The 20,502-nt window shown below is 59.5% G+C and carries 19 protein-coding genes; 5 read left to right on the top strand and 14 right to left on the bottom strand.

Annotated elements, in window-relative coordinates:
* Positions 1–149: 149 nt before the first annotated feature.
* Both GOX45_RS07135 and hemB read right to left on the bottom strand, forming a co-directional pair.
* Complete coding sequence (locus GOX45_RS07135) at positions 150–722, bottom strand: YSC84-related protein (RefSeq protein ID WP_171099421.1); 573 nt, start codon at positions 720–722, stop codon at positions 150–152.
* A gap of 143 nt (positions 723–865) precedes the next feature.
* Positions 866–1,864, bottom strand: coding sequence for a porphobilinogen synthase (gene hemB / locus GOX45_RS07130; RefSeq protein ID WP_171099418.1), 999 nt, complete (start codon positions 1,862–1,864; stop codon positions 866–868).
* 119 nt (positions 1,865–1,983) lie between these two features.
* Here hemB and GOX45_RS07125 point away from each other — a divergent pair, with 119 nt between their 5' ends.
* Both GOX45_RS07125 and mfd read left to right on the top strand, forming a co-directional pair.
* Positions 1,984–2,508 carry a component of SufBCD complex gene (locus GOX45_RS07125; RefSeq protein WP_171099416.1) on the top strand — a complete coding sequence of 175 codons (525 nt, stop codon included), beginning with the start codon at positions 1,984–1,986 and terminating at the stop codon, positions 2,506–2,508.
* A 24-nt stretch (positions 2,509–2,532) separates the two neighbouring features.
* The gene (mfd, locus tag GOX45_RS07120) at positions 2,533–5,988 is read left to right on the top strand and encodes a transcription-repair coupling factor (RefSeq protein WP_171099414.1); all 3,456 of its coding nucleotides are present in this window, start codon (positions 2,533–2,535) and stop codon (positions 5,986–5,988) included.
* Here the strand turns inward: mfd and GOX45_RS07115 are convergent.
* The 5 genes from GOX45_RS07115 to GOX45_RS07095 form a co-directional block, all read right to left on the bottom strand.
* Entirely contained in the window at positions 5,985–6,629 is a 645-nt protein-coding gene (locus GOX45_RS07115; RefSeq protein ID WP_171099412.1) for an SH3 domain-containing protein, read from the bottom strand. The two genes, mfd and GOX45_RS07115, sit on opposite strands and share 4 nt — an antisense overlap.
* On the bottom strand, positions 6,626–8,290 hold the full coding sequence (locus tag GOX45_RS07110) for a hypothetical protein (RefSeq protein ID WP_171099410.1): 1,665 nt from the start codon (positions 8,288–8,290) through the stop codon (positions 6,626–6,628). Before GOX45_RS07110 ends, GOX45_RS07115 begins: the two co-directional genes overlap by 4 nt.
* A 51-nt stretch (positions 8,291–8,341) precedes the next feature.
* A complete protein-coding gene (locus tag GOX45_RS07105; RefSeq protein ID WP_171099409.1) occupies positions 8,342–9,550 on the bottom strand; it encodes a multidrug effflux MFS transporter in 1,209 nt (402 codons plus the stop codon).
* 74 nt (positions 9,551–9,624) lie between these two features.
* On the bottom strand, positions 9,625–10,284 hold the full coding sequence (locus tag GOX45_RS07100; protein WP_171099408.1) for a DsbA family oxidoreductase: 660 nt from the start codon (positions 10,282–10,284) through the stop codon (positions 9,625–9,627).
* Complete coding sequence (locus GOX45_RS07095) at positions 10,281–11,798, bottom strand: class I adenylate-forming enzyme family protein (RefSeq protein WP_171099407.1); 1,518 nt, start codon at positions 11,796–11,798, stop codon at positions 10,281–10,283. The genes GOX45_RS07100 and GOX45_RS07095 overlap by 4 nt, the downstream gene beginning before the upstream one ends.
* Positions 11,799–11,863: 65 nt before the next feature.
* Between GOX45_RS07095 and GOX45_RS07090 the strand changes: the two genes are divergently transcribed.
* Positions 11,864–12,487: a helix-turn-helix domain-containing protein gene (locus GOX45_RS07090; RefSeq protein WP_171099406.1), complete on the top strand. Its 624-nt coding sequence runs from the start codon at positions 11,864–11,866 to the stop codon at positions 12,485–12,487.
* Here the strand turns inward: GOX45_RS07090 and GOX45_RS07085 are convergent.
* The 4 genes from GOX45_RS07085 to GOX45_RS07070 form a co-directional block, all read right to left on the bottom strand.
* Positions 12,479–12,709: a hypothetical protein gene (locus GOX45_RS07085; RefSeq protein ID WP_174838429.1), complete on the bottom strand. Its 231-nt coding sequence runs from the start codon at positions 12,707–12,709 to the stop codon at positions 12,479–12,481. The genes GOX45_RS07090 and GOX45_RS07085 overlap by 9 nt on opposite strands.
* Before the next feature lie 179 nt (positions 12,710–12,888).
* On the bottom strand, positions 12,889–13,560 hold the full coding sequence (locus GOX45_RS07080; protein ID WP_171099405.1) for an MIP/aquaporin family protein: 672 nt from the start codon (positions 13,558–13,560) through the stop codon (positions 12,889–12,891).
* Positions 13,557–13,889, bottom strand: coding sequence for a helix-turn-helix domain-containing protein (locus GOX45_RS22300; protein WP_171099404.1), 333 nt, complete (start codon positions 13,887–13,889; stop codon positions 13,557–13,559). Before GOX45_RS22300 ends, GOX45_RS07080 begins: the two co-directional genes overlap by 4 nt.
* A gap of 32 nt (positions 13,890–13,921) precedes the next feature.
* Positions 13,922–15,736: an extracellular solute-binding protein gene (locus GOX45_RS07070; protein ID WP_171099403.1), complete on the bottom strand. Its 1,815-nt coding sequence runs from the start codon at positions 15,734–15,736 to the stop codon at positions 13,922–13,924.
* Positions 15,737–16,025: 289 nt separating this feature from the next.
* Here GOX45_RS07070 and GOX45_RS07065 point away from each other — a divergent pair, with 289 nt between their 5' ends.
* Both GOX45_RS07065 and GOX45_RS07060 read left to right on the top strand, forming a co-directional pair.
* A complete protein-coding gene (locus GOX45_RS07065; RefSeq protein WP_171099402.1) occupies positions 16,026–16,799 on the top strand; it encodes a 3-hydroxybutyrate dehydrogenase in 774 nt (257 codons plus the stop codon).
* Between the two features lie 89 nt (positions 16,800–16,888).
* Positions 16,889–17,914: a patatin-like phospholipase family protein gene (locus GOX45_RS07060; RefSeq protein ID WP_171099401.1), complete on the top strand. Its 1,026-nt coding sequence runs from the start codon at positions 16,889–16,891 to the stop codon at positions 17,912–17,914.
* Here GOX45_RS07060 and GOX45_RS07055 read toward each other — a convergent pair whose 3' ends face one another.
* The 3 genes from GOX45_RS07055 to GOX45_RS07045 all read right to left on the bottom strand — a co-directional run bounded on the left by GOX45_RS07055 (position 17,915) and on the right by GOX45_RS07045 (position 20,459).
* Positions 17,915–18,592, bottom strand: coding sequence for a DUF502 domain-containing protein (locus tag GOX45_RS07055; protein WP_171099400.1), 678 nt, complete (start codon positions 18,590–18,592; stop codon positions 17,915–17,917).
* Between the two features lie 65 nt (positions 18,593–18,657).
* The gene (locus GOX45_RS07050) at positions 18,658–19,569 is read right to left on the bottom strand and encodes a pseudouridine-5'-phosphate glycosidase (RefSeq protein ID WP_171099399.1); all 912 of its coding nucleotides are present in this window, start codon (positions 19,567–19,569) and stop codon (positions 18,658–18,660) included.
* Complete coding sequence (locus tag GOX45_RS07045) at positions 19,566–20,459, bottom strand: PfkB family carbohydrate kinase (protein WP_171099398.1); 894 nt, start codon at positions 20,457–20,459, stop codon at positions 19,566–19,568. The genes GOX45_RS07050 and GOX45_RS07045 overlap by 4 nt, the downstream gene beginning before the upstream one ends.
* Between the last annotated feature and the right edge of the window lie 43 nt (positions 20,460–20,502).

The following is a 20,502-nucleotide window of genomic DNA, read 5'->3' as shown; positions in this document are numbered from 1 at the left end:
CAAAGCACCATTACAGACCCGTTGTCCGGGCCAGTTCTACAGGTCTCATTGAGGAATCGAAAGTGGATTGGCTGCTGCAAGCTCAATACCGTAACGTCGCTGTATGCGCCCCACCTGCGCAGAGGGGCGGTCACTTGCGTTTGTTCGGATCAGGGGATGATCCGGGTGTATTTCGTACCCTCAACGGTAGCGCCAAACAGCAGACCTGCCTGACCGAAGATTGCGGCCAAAACCGGTGACAGCAGTGTTGTGGTGTTGGTCGACAGGGTGCTGCCGGTGGAATCCACCACATAACCAATGTCTGCGCCTGCAGTCCAACCGCTGGAGCGGCGGAAATCGTTCAGCGCGTCTTCGGTCATGAAGAACAGCACATGGGCGTATTGCTGTGCACCGATCTGAAGACCCGCGCTTCCTTTGACGGCCGAGTAATAGTCGACGGTTGCGCCGTTGATGCGCAGGGCACCCTGGCCGAAACCACCGCCAAAGATAAAGCCCGCCTCGGATATCAGCGGCATCACAAGCATACCGTTGGCCTTGTTGGCGATCTCGATCGTGTTTGGATATTTGTCGTACATTTCCGTCAGCGTGGCATCGACGCGCGCATCGATCTGGGCGGCGTTGGTGTTGCCGACCCCATTGCCGCAGGCTGCGGTGAGGGTCATGCCAGCCATGCCAAAGGCAAAGCCGCGACGGCTCAGTCGGGGGGATTTGGAACTGCTCATGTTTTCTATGTCTCTGTAAATGTGCCTGAAAGTCGGGTTCACCCGATCTTATGTGCAAGAATACGCCGATTGCGCCGCCCTGTCACGGGAAAGCTGCGCCCAACTGCGCCAAGATAGGCGAAAAGTCGCGACAGAGTTGGGTTTTACCCCTGAAGTATCTTCGCAACCTCCGGGGCGAAATAGGTTAATACCCCGTCACAGCCCGCGCGTTTGAAGGCCATCAGGCTTTCCAGCATCACCTTCTGGCCATCGATCCAGCCATTCTGGGCTACAGCCTGGATCATCGCGTATTCGCCAGAGACCTGATAGGCATAGGTGGGCGCCCCAAAGCTGTCTTTGACCCGACGGCAGATGTCCAGATAGGGCAGCCCGGGTTTGATCATGACCATATCGGCACCCTCAGTGAGATCCCGCTCGATCAGACGCAGGGCCTCATCCGAGTTTGCCGGATCCATCTGATAGGTGTTCTTGTCACCGGTCAGAGCCCCGGATGCACCCACCGCATCGCGGAACGGGCCGTAAAAGGCGCTGGCATATTTCGCGGCATAGCTGAGGATCATTACATTCTGATGCCCAGCAGATTCCAATGCGTCACGCATCGCACCGATCCGGCCATCCATCATGTCGGACGGGCCGATGATATCCGCACCCGCCTCGGCCTGGGCCAGCGTCATCTTGACCAGAGCTTCGACGGTCTGGTCATTGACGATCTCGCCCTCGACCACATAGCCGTCATGGCCGTTGATATTGTAGGGGTCCAGCGCCACGTCGGTCATCACCGCGATATCGGGTGCGACCTGTTTGATCGCGCGAATGGCGCGGTTCGACAGGTTGTCAGGGTTCCAGGCTTCGGCACAGTCTTCGGTCTTCAGCGACGCGTCGGTGTAGGGAAAAAGGCAAATCGCGGGGATACCAAGCGCCTGCGCCTCAACCGCAGCCTTGGCAATCAGATCAACCGAACGCCGCATCACGCCGGGCATCGAGGGCACGGGCTCTTCTATGCCCTCACCATCGCGTACGAAGACGGGCCAGATCAGATCATCCGGTGTCAGAGTGTTTTCACGTACAAGACCACGGATAGCCGCCGACTGCCGGGCGCGGCGAAACCGGGTTTTCGGGAAGGGGGCAATGGTAGGTTTCATGGCGCGCGCTCCTTGAACAATCCGACATTGGGTGGCATGAATTCCCGGTAGTCTCAAGAGTGCCAATAGACGCGCCAAGCAATAGCACGTCTAAAGGTAAATGAATAAAGGGTTGGCGCTTGGATTTTTTCTCTTCGATCTTCGAACTGATCGATATGCGCAGTTTTTCGAACCTGTGGTACTGGATTTCGCTGGCGGTCCTGTGGTCGACCGCAAGCCATTGGGCGATGGGCGTTCCATATGACCTTGTCGTGCGCGCCAGACGGGTCGGCGGGCAGTCTGAACAGGATTTGCTGGACATCGTGCGGATCAACAGAAACCGGCTGCTTTATATTTCCGAGGTCTCGGGGCTGGCGATCATTGCCATCGCCTGCTTTTTCCTGACCGGGTTGGCGACAGCCGGGTTTTACTATGATCTGGAATTTGCCCAGGCCGTGTTTTTGTTGCTGTTTCCGATGAGTTTCGTGGGGCTGGTGAACCTGTGGACAGCGCGGAAGCTGAAACAAAACGATATAAATCTTCAGATTGTTTCCAAATTTCTGACTCGCTGCCGGATAATTACGCAGGTCATCGGGATGATTTCGATCTTGATCACCGCTTTGTGGGGCATGTATCAGAACCTTTCGATCGGCGTTCTGGGCTGACGGATTAGGAAAAGGGACACAGCGATGCAGGCTCCGAACCACGTGACGGTTGGCGGCGCCCCCGAGGGGTATGACGCGCAGCTTGTCCTGAAGGAAATCGCTCGCTCGGGCGGGCCGGTCTGCCATATCTCACGCGATGACAAGCGGATGGAGGCGATGCGCGCCGCGCTGGCCTTTTTCGCGCCCGACATGCCGGTTTTTGTGTTCCCAGGCTGGGATTGTCTGCCCTATGACCGGGTCTCGCCCAATGCCGATATCGCAGCGGCGCGTGTGGCGACGCTGGCGGCTTTGGTGCATCAAATGCCGTCGCAATTTGTGCTGTTGACCACACTGAATGCTGCCACCCAACGCGTGCCTGCGCGCGAGGTGCTGCGCGAGGCGGCTTTTACCGCGCGGGTTGACCAACGGGTGAACGAGGAAGCGCTGCGCAAGTTTCTGGTGCGCATGGGCTTTACTCAAAGCCCCACCGTGATGGAGCCCGGCGATTACGCCATCCGCGGCGGCATCATCGACATCTTCCCTCCGGGTGAATCCGGCCCCGTTCGGCTGGACTTGTTCGGCGATGTACTGGACGGCGCGCGCCGCTTTGATCCGGTGTCGCAGCGCACCACCGAAAAGCTGGAAGTGGTGGAACTGGCACCAGTCTCCGAAGTCATCCTGGATGAGGCGGCCATCACTCGGTTCCGGCAAAACTATCGCATCGAGTTTGGCGCGGCGGGCACCGATGATCCGCTTTATGAGGCGGTCAGCGCAGGGCGCAAACATCAAGGAATCGAGCATTGGCTGCCGTTTTTCCATGAAAAGCTGGAAACGCTGTTCGACTATCTGCCCGATGCCACGATCACGGTGGATGATCAGGTCACCCCGGCGCGGCTGGCGCGGTGGGACACGATTGCCGATCAATACGAAACGCGGCGTCTTGCGTTGGAAAACCGCTCACGTATGGACACGGTATACAAGCCGACACCGCCTGCGCTGCTCTATCTGGACGACGCGGCGTGGGAGGCTGCAACGGGTGACCGCCGCGTGATGCAGTTCAGCCCTCTGCCGCAGTCCTCGGGGCCCGGGGTCATTGACGCAGGTGGTCGGATAGGGCGGAACTTTGCGCCCGAACGACAGCAGGAAAGCGTCAGCCTGTTTGGGGCTTTGGCCAGCCATATCAGTGATAAGCTGACCCAGGGCCCGGTTCTGATCGCGTCTTATTCTGAAGGCGCGCGCGAACGGCTCAGCGGGTTGATCGAAGACGAAGGGCTGGCCGAGGCCATCCCGGTCGCCGACGGCACCCGGATCGGCAAGCGTGGTCTGCATCTGGCGGTGCTGGCGCTGGAACACGGGTTTGAGGCGCCAGACCTTACGGTGATCGCCGAACAGGACGTTTTGGGCGACCGGCTGATCCGGCAACCCAAGAAGCGCCGCAAGGCCGAGAATTTCCTGACCGAGGCACAATCGCTGTCCCCCGGCGATCTGGTGGTGCATGTGGATCATGGGATCGGGCGTTATCTTGGGATGGAGGTCGTGACTGCTGCGGGTGCGGCGCATGAATGCTTGCTGCTGGAATATGCGGAAAAGGCCAAGCTGTATCTGCCGGTCGAAAACATCGAACTGCTCTCGAAATACGGCCATGACGAAGGTCTGCTGGACAGGCTGGGTGGCGGCGCGTGGCAGGCGAAAAAGGCCAAGCTGAAAGAGCGCATCCGCGAGATGGCCGATCGGCTCATCCGCATCGCCGCCGAGCGTGCCTTGCGCAAAGCGCCGGTCATGGACCCGCCACCGCACGCGTGGGAGGAGTTCAGCGCGCGGTTCCCCTATCAGGAAACCGATGATCAGCTGCGCGCCATATCCGACGTGATGGAAGACATGCAATCCGGCGCGCCGATGGATCGTTTGATCTGCGGTGATGTGGGCTTTGGCAAGACCGAAGTCGCCATGCGCGCGGCCTTTGTGGCGGCCATGTCCGGCGTGCAAGTGGCAGTCATTGCGCCCACGACGCTTTTGGCGCGTCAGCACGCGGCCAGTTTCAAGGACCGGTTCAGGGGCTTTCCGCTGGAGGTGCGGCAGCTTTCACGCTTTGTCTCTGCCAAAGAGGCGCAGCAAACCCGCGACGGGTTGGCCCGCGGCACGGTGGATATTGTGGTCGGCACCCACGCGCTCTTGGCCAAGGGCATCCGGTTCAACAATCTGGGCCTGCTGATCATCGACGAGGAACAGCATTTCGGCGTTGGCCACAAAGAACGCCTGAAACAGCTGCGCAGCGATATCCACGTGCTGACTCTGACCGCCACGCCGATCCCGCGCACGCTGCAACTGTCCCTGACCGGGGTGCGCGACCTGTCGATCATCGGCACGCCACCCATCGATCGGCTGGCGATCCGCACCTATGTCAGCGAGTTCGATGCAGTCACCATCCGCGAAGCGCTGCTGCGTGAGCACTATCGCGGCGGGCAGAGTTTCTATGTGGTCCCGCGTATCTCGGACCTGCCTGAGATCGAGGAATTCCTGAAAGAACAACTGCCTGAACTGACCTATGTGGTCGCCCATGGGCAGATGGCGGCGGGGGAACTCGACGACCGGATGAACGCCTTTTATGACGGCAAATATGACGTGCTGCTGGCCACCACGATTGTGGAAAGCGGGCTGGATATCCCGACGGCCAACACGATGGTGGTGCACCGGGCCGATATGTTCGGGCTGGCGCAGCTCTATCAGATCCGGGGCCGGGTGGGGCGCTCGAAAACCCGCGCCTATGCCTATCTGACCACCAAGCCGCGCGCGCGTCTGACCGCGACAGCCGAGAAACGTCTGCGCGTTCTGGGCTCACTCGACACGCTTGGGGCAGGGTTCACGCTGGCTTCGCAGGATCTGGACATACGCGGTGCGGGCAACCTGTTGGGCGAGGAACAATCGGGCCAGATGCGCGACGTGGGCTATGAGCTTTACCAGTCGATGCTGGAAGAGGCGATTGCCAAGATCAAAGCTGGTGAGATGGAAGGCCTGTCGGATGCTGACGACCAGTGGGCCCCGCAGATCAACCTGGGTGTGCCGGTACTGATCCCTGAAGATTACGTGCCCGATCTGGACGTGCGCCTGGGCCTTTACCGCCGCCTGTCGTCGCTATCGACCAAGGTCGAGCTAGAGGGTTTTGCAGCTGAGTTGATAGACCGGTTCGGTACCCTGCCGAAAGAGGTCAACACCCTGATGCTGGTCGTGCGCATCAAGGCGATGTGCAAGCGGGCCGGGATTGCCAAGCTGGATGGCGGGCCCAAGGGTGCGACGATCCAGTTCCACAATGACAAATACGCCTCACCGCAGGGATTGGTCGACTTCATCCAGAACCAGCGCGGGCTGGCCAAGGTCAAGGACAACAAGATCGTTGTGCGCCGTGACTGGAAGAAAGACAGCGACAAGATCAAGGGCGCTTTTGCCATCGCCCGCGATCTTGCGGAAAAGCTGATGGCCGAGAAGAAGAAGGCAAAGGCCTAATCCCCGGTCACGAAGGTGCACAACTGCCACTCGCCGCCGGCGGATTTCACAAATGCGGCGCGGTAGCCGACCATGGACCACAGGAAATCGCTGTGCATGAAACCATTGCCGCCATCGGTCAGCACAACTTGTTGGTATTCGGCGCCCGGGGTATAGTTTGGCACGATCACAACCTCATGGCTGATCGCCGCCAGGCGCGTATCGTCGCGCGACGGGCCAGCCCGGAGTGAGACATTCTCACCGGTGACGAAATAGGCGGTGAACGGATCCAGCGCAGCGGGCAGGGTGATCTGCCAGGGATGCGGCATCCAGAACTCACCCTGATCGTCGAAATAGCCGGGCTGCGACAGGGTATCTTGCAAGGCTGCCCAAAAGGCGTCGCGTTCCAGCTGCGAGGAGGCTGTCAGGTTTTCCCGCAATTCGTCAGGGCCACCCAAAGTGCTGTGGCTCAGATAGATGTCCGGGCAGGCCGCAGCTACGACGCCGTCCACATCGCGCGCATCAACCAGGGCACGCAAACTGTCGCGAAAGGCGGCCAAATCGGGGTCATTCGCTGCTTCGTCCACGGGGGGGAAGCTTTGACGCTGGGCCAGGGCCGGGGTGCAGATCAACATGGCCAGCAGCCAGATCAGTGGCTTCATTCAGCTGCCCTCATCGCAGCTTGAGCGCAGAAGCACGAGGCACCCACCGCCCGGTCGGCGCGGGCCAGAGCCAGATCCAGACGCTGTTTGATCTGTTTGATTTCAATGCCTTCTTCGCGCGCATTCAAGCAATCGTAGAGGCCCTTGAGGCTCCAGACGTTATCCGGGTGGATCGACGCGCGGCTCAGCGTGCCACCAAGGCCCAGATCCTCACGATAAACAGCTTCGGCCTCGGCCAGATGGTCCTGTTCAAACAGCAAGGCCCCCAAAGCATGGCGTGTCGGCTGCATCCAGCCCCAAGGTTCATCATAGGGTAACGTGTCGTCCAGCTCGACTGAACGGCGCAGATGGGCAAAGGCCGCATCGTAGTTGCCTTTGCGATACTCGATCTCACCGCGCAGCATTTCCGTCGCGATTTCAAGCAGATCGATGACGCGGTTATTGTGCAGCCGGCGCGTTTCCGGCACCCGGGCCTTGGCGGCCAGGAACAACTGTTCCTCGGCCTCGGCTGCTGTCACATCGCCGGTCGCAGCCAAGGCAACACCCCGCGCATAGTGGGTCGTTGCGGTCAAGGTTCGATAGAGGTCAGCATCGGAGGGCAGTTCCAGCGCCATCGCCTCTTCCCATCGACCAAAGCGCACCAGAATATGAGGTCCCATGGACATGTAGCTTTCGAAATAGTCGGCCATGGGCGGGCTTTCGACGCGCAACATGTCTTCGGGTGTGGTCTCCCACATGCCTTGGTTGGCCTGCAAAGCCGGTTCGATCTGACCCAGAAACATGGCGCCATAGATGGCGAAATGATAATTGTGCTGGCGATAGCCCGTATAGATGTTGAACGCGCCTTCGCGGTGGTAATACTTCAAGTCGGCCTCTGAGGCTTTGGCGTTCCAGAACGCGACGTTCTGATAGTGGCCGCACAGCACGTCGATATGGGTCGGCATATGCACAAGATGCCCGGCATCGGGCACCAAGGTCCGCAGGATATCTCCGGCCTTCAGCGCTTTTTCGGGCGTGGGCGACATCTCCATCAAATGCACATAAAGATGCAAGAGGCCGGGATGGGACATCGCCATGGGATCTTCGGCCATGGCGTCTTCCAGAACCTGCTGCGCCTCAAGCGTCGCAGCACCTTCAGCGGGTTGCCCAGTCTTAAGGTCCCACATTTTCCAGGGGGTCAGGTTCATCAGCGCCTCGACATAGATCGTGCGCAAATCCAGATGATTTGGTTGTTCGGCAAAGGCCGCGCGCATGGCATCTGCGAAATGATAGTCCCAACGGTGCATGTCGGGCTCTGGTTCGCGTTGCGGATAACGAGCGGGCAGGGCACGAATCAGTGCTTTTTCAACTGGTGTGCACCCGTCCAACAGTGCCATCGCGTTTTGCGTTGCGTCATAGGCAATGGCCAGGGATGTGGTCTGCCCGTTTTCGTCACGCAATTCCCACGGCAGGTTATAGTTGGGGCCAGCCGCATAGGCGACACCCCAATGGGCCATGGCGCAATTCGGATCAGCTTCGACGGCTTTTTGGAAACAGGCCACGGCCTCGTCATGGTTATAGCCATAGGTCCAGACCAGTCCGCGATCGAACCACAGCTGCGCCTCATGTGATGACGTTGTTACAAGGCAGCTATGGGTGCCCAAGTCATAATCGTAGCTCATCGCATCCTCCCCCCACTGATTGCGGGGGCAGGATAGCGTGATTCACATGATCTAGGCCAGCAGGCGGTTTTCGATCCGGCCCATATGCAGCATCAAGCCAAAACCCAGCGCGCACATGGTCAGGATGCCGATCGTCAGTGGGGCAATCGAACCGTCGAAGAGCTGGCCAACAAACGCTGCAATTGCGGCGGCCAGTACGGTCGCGATGGACCCGATGACCGAGGCCGCCATGCCTGCGATATGGCCCATCGGCTCCATGGCGATGGTGTTGAGGTTGCCCATTGTCACTCCCGCCATGAAGAAGACGGTGGTTTGCCAGACGACAAAGACGGCAAATGAAGCGTCCAACGACAGGTTCGCGCGATTGAGCAGGATCACAATTGTGGTGATGATGATCTGAGCAGCAAGTGCCCATGTTACGATACGGCGCATACCAAAGCGCACCACAACAACAGCATTCAGCAGGCTGGCAGAGCCTGACATAAGCGCGACGAATCCGAACCAGAACGGAAAGCTCTCGGCCCGGTCATAGACCACGTCAAAAATGGGTTGAACCATGGTCAACATGGTGAACAGCAATCCCATGCACAACGCCTGCACCAGGATCGACAAACGCACGGTCGGATGGGCAAACATCTCTTGCACGGCGCTGATCATCAGCGGCAGGCGGAACGGTCGGCGGTTTTCCGGTGCGAGGGATTCCGGCAAGCGCCAGGCCATCCACAGTACGATGATGGCGGCAAACAGGATGAACGAAACAAAAATGCCCTGCCATCCGAACAAAGCGATCACGCCCGCACCCATCATGGGGGCGATGGCGGGAACAAGGGTAAAGATCATCATGGCGATGGACACGATCCGAGCCATCTCGCGTCCTGAAAATAGATCCCGGATCACGGCCATGGCCACCACGCGTGGCCCGGCAGCCCCAAGGCCTTGCACGATCCGAGCGGCCAGCAGCACTTCCAGTGAGGTGCTGGCCCAAGCCACAGCCGAGGCCAGAATATAAAGCGCCGCGCCGCCATAGATCACAGGTTTCCGCCCAACCGCGTCCGAGATTGGGCCGGTGAAGAACGTACCTATCCCCATGCCCAACACAAACGACGTCAATATCAGCTGCGCCTTGTTCGGGTCACCGGGGCTGAGTTCAGCGCCGATTTCGGGCAAGGCTGGCAGCATCGAGTCGATTGAAAATGCAATCGTCGCGAACATCATCGCGATCAGGGCGATAAATTCACCCCGGTTAACGCGGTCGGTCATTGGAAACTCCTTCCCAACCGCGCTATCACGATGGAGCGTCTTGGGATAGGGTTATGGGCGCACAGAGGCCTGTGCTATTCTGTCGGAGACGCCTCGAGCTGAGACATAAGCTCGGTGATGACTTTCGCCCAAAGCTCTGGAGGTTGCGCGCCGGGAACGGCATGCTGGTTGGCCACGATGAAGGTCGGGACCGAGCTGATGCCCATCTGCCGGGAATGGCTGTCGCGGTTGCTGATATCCTCGCGATCCGCGTCCGAGCTGAGCAGTTTCAACACCACAGCCGCGTCCATCCCGACGCTATCGGCGATATCGGCCAGAACCTCGTGATCGCCAATGTCGCGCGCATCGACGAAATAGGCTTTGAACAGCGCATCGATCACCGCCGTTTGCTTGCCTTCGATCCCCGCCCAATGGATCAATCGGTGCGCATCCAGAGTGTTCGGCGTGCGCTTCATCCCTTCGAAGTCAATTGTCAGACCGGCTTTCTCGGCATGCTCTACAACCGGCGCATAGGCGCGCACCGCACCGTCTTTGCCGCCAAACTTGCGTTCCAGATACTCCCGACGATCCATACCTCCTTGTGGCATGTCCGGGTTCAATTGGAACGGATGCCACTCGATCACAAAGGGATGGTTGGGGATTTCGGCCAGCGCCTTGTCCAGATGTGTCTTGCCGATATAGCACCACGGGCAGATCGGGTCGGACATGATGTCGAGTTTCACAGTCTGGGTCATTTGGGCGTCGCCTTGAAATAGGCCGGCAATGCGCGGCGCAGGAGTTTGCCGTTGCCACCAGTGGGCAGGGCCGGCAGATGAACATAGGCGCGCGGCTGTTTGTACCGCGCAAGCCTTTGCGACACATAGGTGTCCAACGCATCCGCGTCCAGTTCTTCGGGGCCGGTATAGAAGGCTGCTATCACAAATGTGTCCGGTCTGACCTCGACCGCCGCTGCGCCGACCTGAGTGATGCCTGGATGCTGAGACAGCGCGCTTTCGACCTCAACAGGTGAGACGCGATAGCCGCCCGCATTCATCATGTCATCGTCGCGGCCCAGATAGGTGATTTGACCGTCGATAGCCATGGCGCCCTGATCGCCGGTCAGAAACCAGTCACCCATAAGGCGCGCCTCGGCCTCGTCCGGGGCGTTCAGATAGGTCAGCATCAGACCCGGATCGTCGCGGTGGATGGCAATTGTCCCTTCCTGGCCCTGTGGCACTGGTCCATCTTCGCCTAGAATGGCGATGCGTCGCCCGGGTTGCGGTTGGCCAAGGGCGTCACCGCGCGCAGGGTGCGCGGGGCTGAACGAGATGAAGGTGGAACATTCCGACATGCCATAGGCTTCATAAATCGCGGTGCCGGTGGTGTCGTGCCACGCCGCGCGCAGGCTATGCGCCAGCTTTTCACCGGCGCTGAGCCCATGCCGCAGTTCCGGCAGGTCAGGGAAATCACTCCGCTGCAACATCTTGCGATAAACACCCGGCGCGGCGGCAAAGATCGTGGCGCGATGCGCGCGCAGCAGGTCTGGCAGGGTGGTGATCTCTGTGCCCGGTGCGGGGATCAGGGCGGTGGCGCCGATGGTCCAGGGGTCCATCAATCCGGTGCCCAGCGTGTAGGTCCAGTTGAACGCACCCGCATGGCACAGCCGGTCCTCAGGGCGCAGGGCGTACCACCCGTCGACCATCATCTGCCGCGCCCAGATGGCCCGATGGGCATGGGCCACCGCACGGGGTTTTCCCGAAGTACCCGAGGTATAGACCACATAGGCCATCCGATCCGGGTCACCCAAATCGAAAGCCGCGGGGGGCAGATCACGCATGGCCTGCAACGCTGGCACGCTGATTTCGTTCGGATGCGGTGCGCAGGCCACCAGCGGATCGCGCAGGATCGCCGCTGGCGCAAGATCACTGATCATCTGGGCCGTTTCGGCCTCGGTCAGTTGCGACGAGGTTGGCACCGGCACAATCCCGACGGCGATGGCCCCCAGATAGGCGATGGGAAAATCCACCGTATTTCCCAGCCGCATCAGCACGATATCACCCGGGTTCAGACCGGCGCGCAGCAAACCTGTTCCAGTGCCCAGGATGGCGGCTTTTAGCTGCGCATAGTTCCAATCCTCGGACGCTGCGGGCCCCAAGACGGACAGGGCGGTTTTGCCTGCATTCTGATCGGCCCGACGCAACACATGCGCCGCCAAATTGAACGGTGCAGGGCAGGGATCTGCAGGGCCATGATCGAATACCGATAGCATAGGGTTTGGCTAGCGTGATGGCAGCCGCGTTGCAAGCAGGGGCCACCGGTCCTATAGAGAACCCCATGACACAACGTGACCCAAAATCTCTGATCCGTCTTGCCCGCGACAATGGCGAGGATTCGCATGTTGAACCGCTGGACCTGGGCGCGCGCGTGCGTGAGTTGCGCAAAGCGCGGAACTGGACGCTTGAGCAGGCCGCGTCACAAGCCGGGCTGGCACGTTCGACGCTTAGCAAGATCGAAAACGGTCAGATGTCGCCGACCTATGATGCGCTCAAGAAACTGGCCACAGGGCTTGAGATTTCGGTGCCACAGCTTTTCACCCCGCCTCAGCGCGATCAGGTCGTGGGCCGGATGACCGTGACCAAACAGGGCGAGGGGACGGCGCACGCCACCGCAACTTATGAGCACGAGCTTCTGGGCGAAGCACTGACCAAAAAGCAGATGCTACCCTATCGCGCGCGGGTTCGGGCCCGGTCGATGGAGGAGTTTGACGGCTGGGTGCGTCATGACGGCGAAGAGTTTCTGTATGTGCTTACAGGGATCGTGCGGCTTTATACCGAGTTTTATGAGCCGGTCGAAATGCGCCGCGGCGACAGCGCCTATTACGATGGCAGCATGGGCCATAACGTTGTTTCGGTCAGTGACGAGGATGCGACAATATTGTGGGTGACGTCGTTAACTTAAACCGGCCTCACGGTTCAGCGCTTCGGTATACAGAAAATCCTCAAGCTCTTCGTGGGCTTCGGTGATCGTCAACTGGTGACGCTCGGCCAGATAGGCCTCGAACTTGCTGCGGTCTTTCGGCGCGCGCGCCATGTCCTTGTCACATAGATTCGGGAACCTGCGCTTTGCGCGCGCGAAAGACGCATCCCAATCCTGCGTCAAATCGGTCCAATTCATCACCATCGAGCTTTCCCATCACATTTCGTGGCCTTGGACTGCTCTGCCCCCAGTAACAGGTTAGTGACAGTTCGATGACGCTGCGGACATGACAAAATGTCGCAGGTAAAAAACTTGGCGTTAGAACAATAACCCCGCAGCGGATGAGGCGCTGCGGGGTGTGCTGGGGTGATGGGTCTTCTGTTTCAGACCGAGCTTTGGGTCTCGGGTTTGAACAGCCAGTTCAAGACAAAATGTCCGATAAAGACTGCAATTGTCTGCATTGCGATAAACATCACGATATGGCCTGGATAGATGCCTGCAAAGGTATCCGTGAACCCCCTTGCGATGGTCACCGCGGGGTTCGCAAAACTTGTGGAGGACGTGTACCAATAGGCGCCAGTGATATAGAGCCCCACAAGCGCTGGTACCGTATCGGGCTTGTGCCGAATTCCGCCGAAAATCACAAACAGCAGGCCCAGCGTGGCGATGATCTCGGAAAACCATTGATGCGACCCAGTGCGGTGCAGCGTCTGCGAGGTTTGCATAATGGGAAGGTCAAACATGTAATGCGCGGCCCAAACCCCGATAATGCCACCTGCGACCTGAACAAGGATATAAGGTGCCACGGCGCTCCAAGGGTGTTCGCCGCGCAGCGCAAAGGCCAGCGTGACAGCGGGGTTGAAATGCGCGCCGGAAACCGGACCCAAGGTGGTGATGATGGCATAGAGCATGCAGCCGGTTGCAATCGCGTTGGCCAATAGGGCCAGTGCGATGTTCCCGTCGGACAGGGTTTGCGCCATGATGCCCGACCCAACCACGCCGATCAGAAGAAAGGCGGTGCCCAGGAACTCTGCAAAATACTGGCGCGCGGTCATTGGATGTCTCCGAAACGCTTGAGTTTTGGGAATACCGCTGTTCTGTCCATGGTCTCAAAGGGTGATGCCAGCAAGCCATCAAACACACCCCGGACAGAGGGCAGGTAGACCGGATCGTGCAGCAAGGTGCCCGTGCGGGTTTGCGCGATCAACCCCGCCGCTTTCAGCGCGTTCAGATAGGTCGACGTGGTGTTGGGCTTGAGTGCCAACGCCTCAGCGATCTCACCGGCAGGGACGGCATCGGGATATCGGCGCATCAACAGCTGAAACAGGTTCAGCCGTTTTGGATGCGCCAATACATTGAGCTTGTCGTAAATCTCTATTTCCATATTTCACGAATTATGGAAATAGAGGGGCTGCGTCAATCCTGATACCACCAGACCTGCGGCATATATTCTGGACCGTCGCCATAGATCGGCAAAGTCTCGGGAAAGCGTAGCTCTTTGGCATGGGCAATCCGACCGACATCAAAGCTCCAGATCGGGATGACATAGCGACCAGCGGTCAGCACACGATCCAGCGCGCGGGTGGCGGCGACAAAATCCTCACGACTTTCCGAGGTCAGCATCGCATCGATCAACCCGTCGACGGCAGGAGAGGCCACGCCCATCAGGTTGCGTGTGCCCGGAGCGTCTGCCAGTTTACTGCCCCAATAAAGCCGCTGCTCATTCCCCGGTGACAAGGACAAGGCGCGTCGGAAAATCGTCATGTCGAAATCCAGTTCGGACGTGCGCTCGGTGAATTGCGCGGGATCGACCACGTCGGTCGTGACCTGAATGCCCAGACGCTCCAGCGCACGGGAATAGATGTCGATGGCGGTTTGATTGTCGCTGTCGCCTTGGGGCAGCAATACGGTGATCGCAAAAGCCTCGCCCTGTTCATTGCGCAACACGCCGTCCTGAATGGTCCACCCGGCTTCGGCCAGCAGGTCGGTTGCCGCGCGAATATTGGCGCGGTTGCGGGCCGATCCATCGCCTGTCGGAGGGCTATAACCTTCCAGCGTGCCCGGCAGCAGATCATCCGTGTAGGCTTGCAGCAGCTCGTCCACGCGCCCGGTCGCTGGGCCGGGTTGCATTGCCAGATCCGAGCCAGAGAAATACGAGGTGATCCGCGGTTGCGCACCACCAGTGATCGTGTCGTTGATAAACTCGAAATTGAACGCCAGCGTCAGCGCCTCGCGCACGCGCCAATCGGCGAATTTGGGCTTGCGGGTGTTCATCACATAACCGGTCATGCCTGAGGGTTTGCCATGGGGGATCTCGGTCTTGACCACATCACCGCGCTGAACGGCAGGAAAGCCAAACTGCGTGTCCCATTTATCGGCGTTGAACTCACGAATGGCGGACAGCTCACCGGCTTTGAACGCCTCGAACAGAACGGTTCCGTCGCCGTAGAATTCGATGCGCATGTCATCGAGGTTCATGGTGCCGCGCCGGAAGGGGATATCGGCGCCCCAATAGTCCGGGTTGCGCTTGAAGTTCACAAAGCGCCCGGCCTCGTAATCATCGATCACATATGGGCCGCTGCCGACGGGGATGTCATGAAGCTGTGCGTCCGCAAAGTCTTTCCCGTCCCATTGTGCCTTTTGCAGGATCGGGCGCATACCAGCAAGCAGGGCCAGTTCGCGGTCCGCCTCGTTAAAGGTGATCCGCACGCTGCGCGCGCCGGTTTGTTCGATGCTGTCAATCTTGCCCCACAAGCCGCGATACCGTAGATGCCCTTGCGTGCCCAACGTCTCATAGGACCAGATCACATCCTCGACCGTGACCGGGCTGCCATCAGAGAATCGGGCCTCGGGGCGCAGGGTAAACTCGACCCAGGTTCGGTCGTCATCCGTCTCAATCGATTCGGCCAAAAGCCCGTAAAGCGAGAATGGTTCGTCCCAGGATCGCCCCATCAGGCTCTCATGGGTCCAGAATCTGAGCTGCCAGGGCACCGTGCCTTTCTGCACAAACGGGTTCAGACTGTCATAGCCACCGGTATTGCCGAAGGTCACTTTGCCGCCTTTGGGAGCGTCCGGGTTGACATAGGGCAGTGACACAAAATCCGGTGGCAAAGCAGGCTCGCCATACATAGCTATGCCATGGGCTGATTCTGCTTGCGCTACCATCGCGGAAAAAACATATGCGATTCCCGCCATAAGTGGACGAACGTAGCTCAGTCGATTGGGGCTCATTTTGGAAACAATCCTGCTCTGGCCTTATTTTATTGGGGTTCATCGTAGCGATGATTTTTCATATTTTCAAACTTTTAGCTTGGATGGTGGCGTAGAATTGCTTATAAAGGATGCACTGCTCGATAGGTTTCTTGCCTGTATGAAACCTGCCTCAATAACTTAACGCCCGCTTCGTGCGGGCGTTTTTTTTGGCTGAATTTCGGGCGCAGGACAGCCCGATATTCCCCGTTTTCTTTGCAGGTGCAGCATGGCAAGGTGGCTTTGAAAAAGACACATGAGGAGACCGGCCATGAGCCTTTCGGGAAAAACCGCCATTATCACCGGATCGAATTCAGGGATCGGTTTGGGTGTCGCACGCGAATTGGCGAAGGCGGGGGCCAATGTGGTTTTGAACTCGTTCACCGATCGCGATGAGGATCACGCGCTGGCCGAAGAGATCAGCAAAGAGACGGACACCAAGGCGCGCTATATCAAGGCGGATATGTCCAAAGGTGACGAATGCCGCGCGCTGGTCGAGCAGGCAGGCGCTTGCGATATTCTGGTCAACAACGCGGGCATTCAGCATGTCTCGCCCATCGATCAGTTCCCGGTCGAAAAATGGGACGCGATCATCGCGATCAACATGAACTCGGCCTTTCACACCACGGCCGCCGCGTTGCCGATGATGCGGAGCGCAGGCTGGGGTCGGGTGATCAACATCGCTTCGGCCCATGGGCTGACCGCTTCGCCCTACAAGGCAGCTTATGTGGCGGCCAAACATGGCGTGGTGGGCATGACCAAGACGGTTGCTTTGGAAACCGCACAGGAGCCGATCACCTGCAATGCGATCTGCCCGGGCTATGTGCTGACGCCGCTGGTCGAGGCACAGATCCCCGATACGATGAAAGAGTACAATATGAGCCGCGAGGATGTGGTGAAGAACATCCTTCTGGAACGTCAGCCATCGAAAGAGTTTGCCACCGTCGAACAATTGGGCGGCACAGCGATTTTCCTGTGTTCGGACGCTGCGGCGCAGATCACCGGGACGACGATTTCGGTCGATGGTGGCTGGACCGCGTTGTGAGTTTTGAGGAGCACTTTCGCTAGCCTAATGAGCGGGGGCTCTGCCCCCGCACCCCCGAGGTATTTGCAAACAGAAGAAGAGGCAGGGTCGTGAAACGCATCAATCTGGCATTGCAAGGCGGCGGGGCGCACGGAGCGTTTACCTGGGGTGTGCTGGATCGGTTGCTGGATGAAGAGGATGTCGAGGTTGCCGCGATCACGGGAACTTCGGCGGGGGCGCTGAATGGCGCGGCCTTTAAATCGGGGATGGTGCATGCCGGCCGGCAGGGCGCGCGCGACAGTCTCAACAGGCTGTGGAAGCGTATGGGGGCTGTTGAGGACACGCGAATAGCCGGTTGGATGCGGGGGATAGAACCCGCACATATTGCCCGCACCCTTGAGTACTCGGTTCCGGTGATGATGGCGGACGCCTGGTCGCGGCTGGTGTCGCCCTATGCCTATGGGCCGTTTTATCGCAACCCGTTGGAACCGGTGGTCGACAAGTTCAACTTTGCCGAAATCTGCGCCGAGGATGGGCCGGGCCTCTTCATCTGCGCCACTTGCGTGCGCAGCGGCAAGATCCGGGTGTTCTCAGGTGATGAGATTTCGACCAGTGCCATTCTCGCCTCGGCCTGTTTGCCGAACCTGTTTCAGGCTGTGGAAATTCATGATCCCAAGACGGGCCGGACCGAGGCCTATTGGGATGGCGGCTATACGGGCAACCCGGCGCTCTATCCGCTGTTTCACGGGGATTTACCGGACGATGTGGTGATCGTGAATATCAACCCGCTGGAGCGCGATGAGGTGCCCAAGACGCCACAGCAGATCCAGAACCGGATCAATGAGATCAGTTTCAATTCGTCGCTGTTTCGCGAGTTGAGGGCGATCAGTTTTGTGCAGCGGTTGCTGAAAGAGGGGAAGCTGAAGGCAGGCGAGATGAACCGGGTGCTGGTACATATGATCGCTGACGATGCATTGATGAATGATCTGTCCGCCACCACCAAGATCCTTCCCAATCCGGTGGTCTTGAACCGGTTGAAAGAGGCCGGGCAGACGGCGGCGCATTCATTCCTGCGGGCCCACAAATCTGATCTGGGTACGCGCAGCACGGTCGATCTGCCTGCGATGTTTGGCTGACTATTCAGTTGGTTGCGAGGGGTCTTTGTCGTTGGGATAAACCAGCCCGGCCGAGATCACCAGTTTCGCAGCATCCTCGATGGACATGTCCAGCATGATCACATCCTCCTGCGGGAAGAACAGCAGGAACCCGGATGTTGGGTTGGGGGTGGTTGGCACAAAGACACTCAGCAACTCACCACCTGTTTCGGCGCGTTCGGCAACCTCGCCTTTGGCGGTGGTCGAGACAAAGCCGATGGCCCAGATACCGCGGCGCGGGTATTGGATCAGGCAGGCTTTTTCAAACGAGCGTTCGGTTTGGGCAAAGACCGTCTCGGAGATCTGTTTGATCCCCGAATAGACCGAGCGGACAACCGGCATCCGATCGACCACGCTTTCGCCGAAATGGATCAGCGACCGGCCCAGAATGCCTTTGGCGATCCATCCGACCAGAACGGTGAAGATCAGGAAGATGATAACGCCCACACCGCGCAGGTTGATGCCCACGTATTGTTCCGGCTGAAAGCGCTGCGGCACCAAAGGCAGTACCGCGCTGTCGATCCAGCCGACCACGGACCAGATCAACCAGATGGTCAACCAAACCGGGGCGATGACGACGATGCCCGTCAGGAAAGACGCGCGCAACCGGGACAATAGGCCGGGGCGGCGGTGGGGCTCTTCGTCAAAGGGTGTGTTCATTGCGGTTCCGAGTGGGTTTCGTGGTTTAGGTAGTCAATCGGGGGCGTTGGTACAATAGGCTTGCGTCAGGTGCGAGATTTCAGTGCCCGGGCAATACCCGCCGCCAGCCGCGCATTGTTGCGAACCAGCGCGATATTGGCAGTCAGTGAGCGCCCCTCGGTCAGCTCGAATATCCGTTGCAGCAGGTAGGGCGTAACATCCTTGCCGGTGATCCGGTGGGTGTCGGCATCGGCCTGCGCGGCGGCAATGATCGGGGCCAGTTTTTCTGCCGGAATCTGCGCATCGTTCGGAATCGGGTTGGCCACCAGTTGACCACCGGGCAGACCCAAGGCGCGGCGGGTTGCGTGGGCTTTGGCGATGGCCTCAGCACTGTCCATGCGCAAAGGGGCGGTAAAGGGGGATTGCGCCGACCAGAAGGCGGGAAAGGCATCCTGTCCGTAAGCGATGACCGGCACGCCCAGCGTTTCCAGAACCTCAAGCGTTTTGGCCAGATCGAGGATGGCTTTAGCACCGGCAGCGACCACAGTCACAGGGGTCTGGGCCAGTTCGTGCAGATCTGCTGAGATATCAAAAGAGGTCTCGGCCCCCTGATGCACCCCGCCAATGCCACCTGTGGCAAACACTTCGATCCCGGCATATTGCGCGGCGATCATCGTGGCGGCAACCGTGGTGGCTCCGGTGCCGCCGGTCGAGATACAGGCGGCCATATCTGCGCGCGAGATTTTGGCAACGCCCTGCGCCTGTCCCAGTGCCCTGAGCTGATCCGGCTCCAAACCCACATGCAGGACCCCTTCGATCACCGCCATGGTTGCAGGGACTGCACCCGCATCGCGGACATCCTGCTCAACCTGTGCCGCGACCTCGATGTTTTGAGGGTAGGGCATACCGTGGGTGATGATGGTGCTTTCCAGCGCAACGATGGGGTGGCCTGCATCTTTGGCGGCGCGCACCTCGGCGGAATAGTGGATGTCGATCACAGTGGGGTTTCTCCCGAGACGTAAGTGGCGGCGGCGCGCAGGGCGCGGGACAGAGCCTCGTCATTGGACGCGCCGGTGGATTCCGAGGCGATATGGGCCGCCATGAAAGTGTCGCCAGCGCCGGTCACGCGGGTGACCAGAACAGACGGGGGTGTTTGGGTCAGAATGCTGTCGGCGCTGCCTACGGTGGCCGAATTGCCGCCATCGGTGACCAGCACCCGCAGCGCGCCGCGGTCCAGCAGGCCTTTGGCTGCAGACTCGGAATCGGTGAATTCGCGCTGGCAGAGCAGCCCGGCCTCTTCGAGGTTCACATAAAGCGTTGCGCGGGCGTGTTTGAGGAAAGGCAGCAAGCGCTCGGCCTTGCCTGGTGAGGCAGGCGCGACGCGCAGATCGGCCCGGGCAAAGTTGGGGCTTTGGGCAATTTCTTCCAGCAGGTCGACTGTCAGATTGCCGTCCAGGGCAATTGGGCCGGTATAGGGCGCGGTCTCTGACCCCAAAGGGCCATGCGCCAGCGGATGCAGTATCTTGGCGCCAGCAGCTTCCAGAGAATGCGCGTCGGCAATGGCGGCGATCAGCCCATTGGCCCCCTCGACAGCCATATAGCGGTCGGTTGCCAGATCTGGTGAGCGGTAGATGTGGTCCGTCACCATACCCAGCCGGGTGCAGGCATTGATCAGCTCGTCGCCTTCGGGGTCACGGCCAATGGCGGTCAGCAAGGTGGGGGTCATGCCAAAGCGCACCAGGGTCATGGCGATGTTCATCGCCACGCCGCCGGGCAGGCGGGTGATCCGACCGGGCACGTCCGATCCCTGTCGCATGGCACTGGCAGAGCGCCCGATCACGTCCCAAAGGACCGAGCCGATACACAATATGTCGCTATGTGTGTTCATGGCTTTGTCATGCCGCAGCGCTCAGGCCCGTGCAAGTCGGAAA

It is taken from the genome of Ruegeria sp. HKCCD7255, assembly GCF_013031565.1.
In the GTDB taxonomy this organism is placed as follows: domain Bacteria; phylum Pseudomonadota; class Alphaproteobacteria; order Rhodobacterales; family Rhodobacteraceae; genus Ruegeria.
Note: the sequence above shows the minus strand (reverse complement) of the source record. Positions and strands in the feature narration are given on the sequence as shown.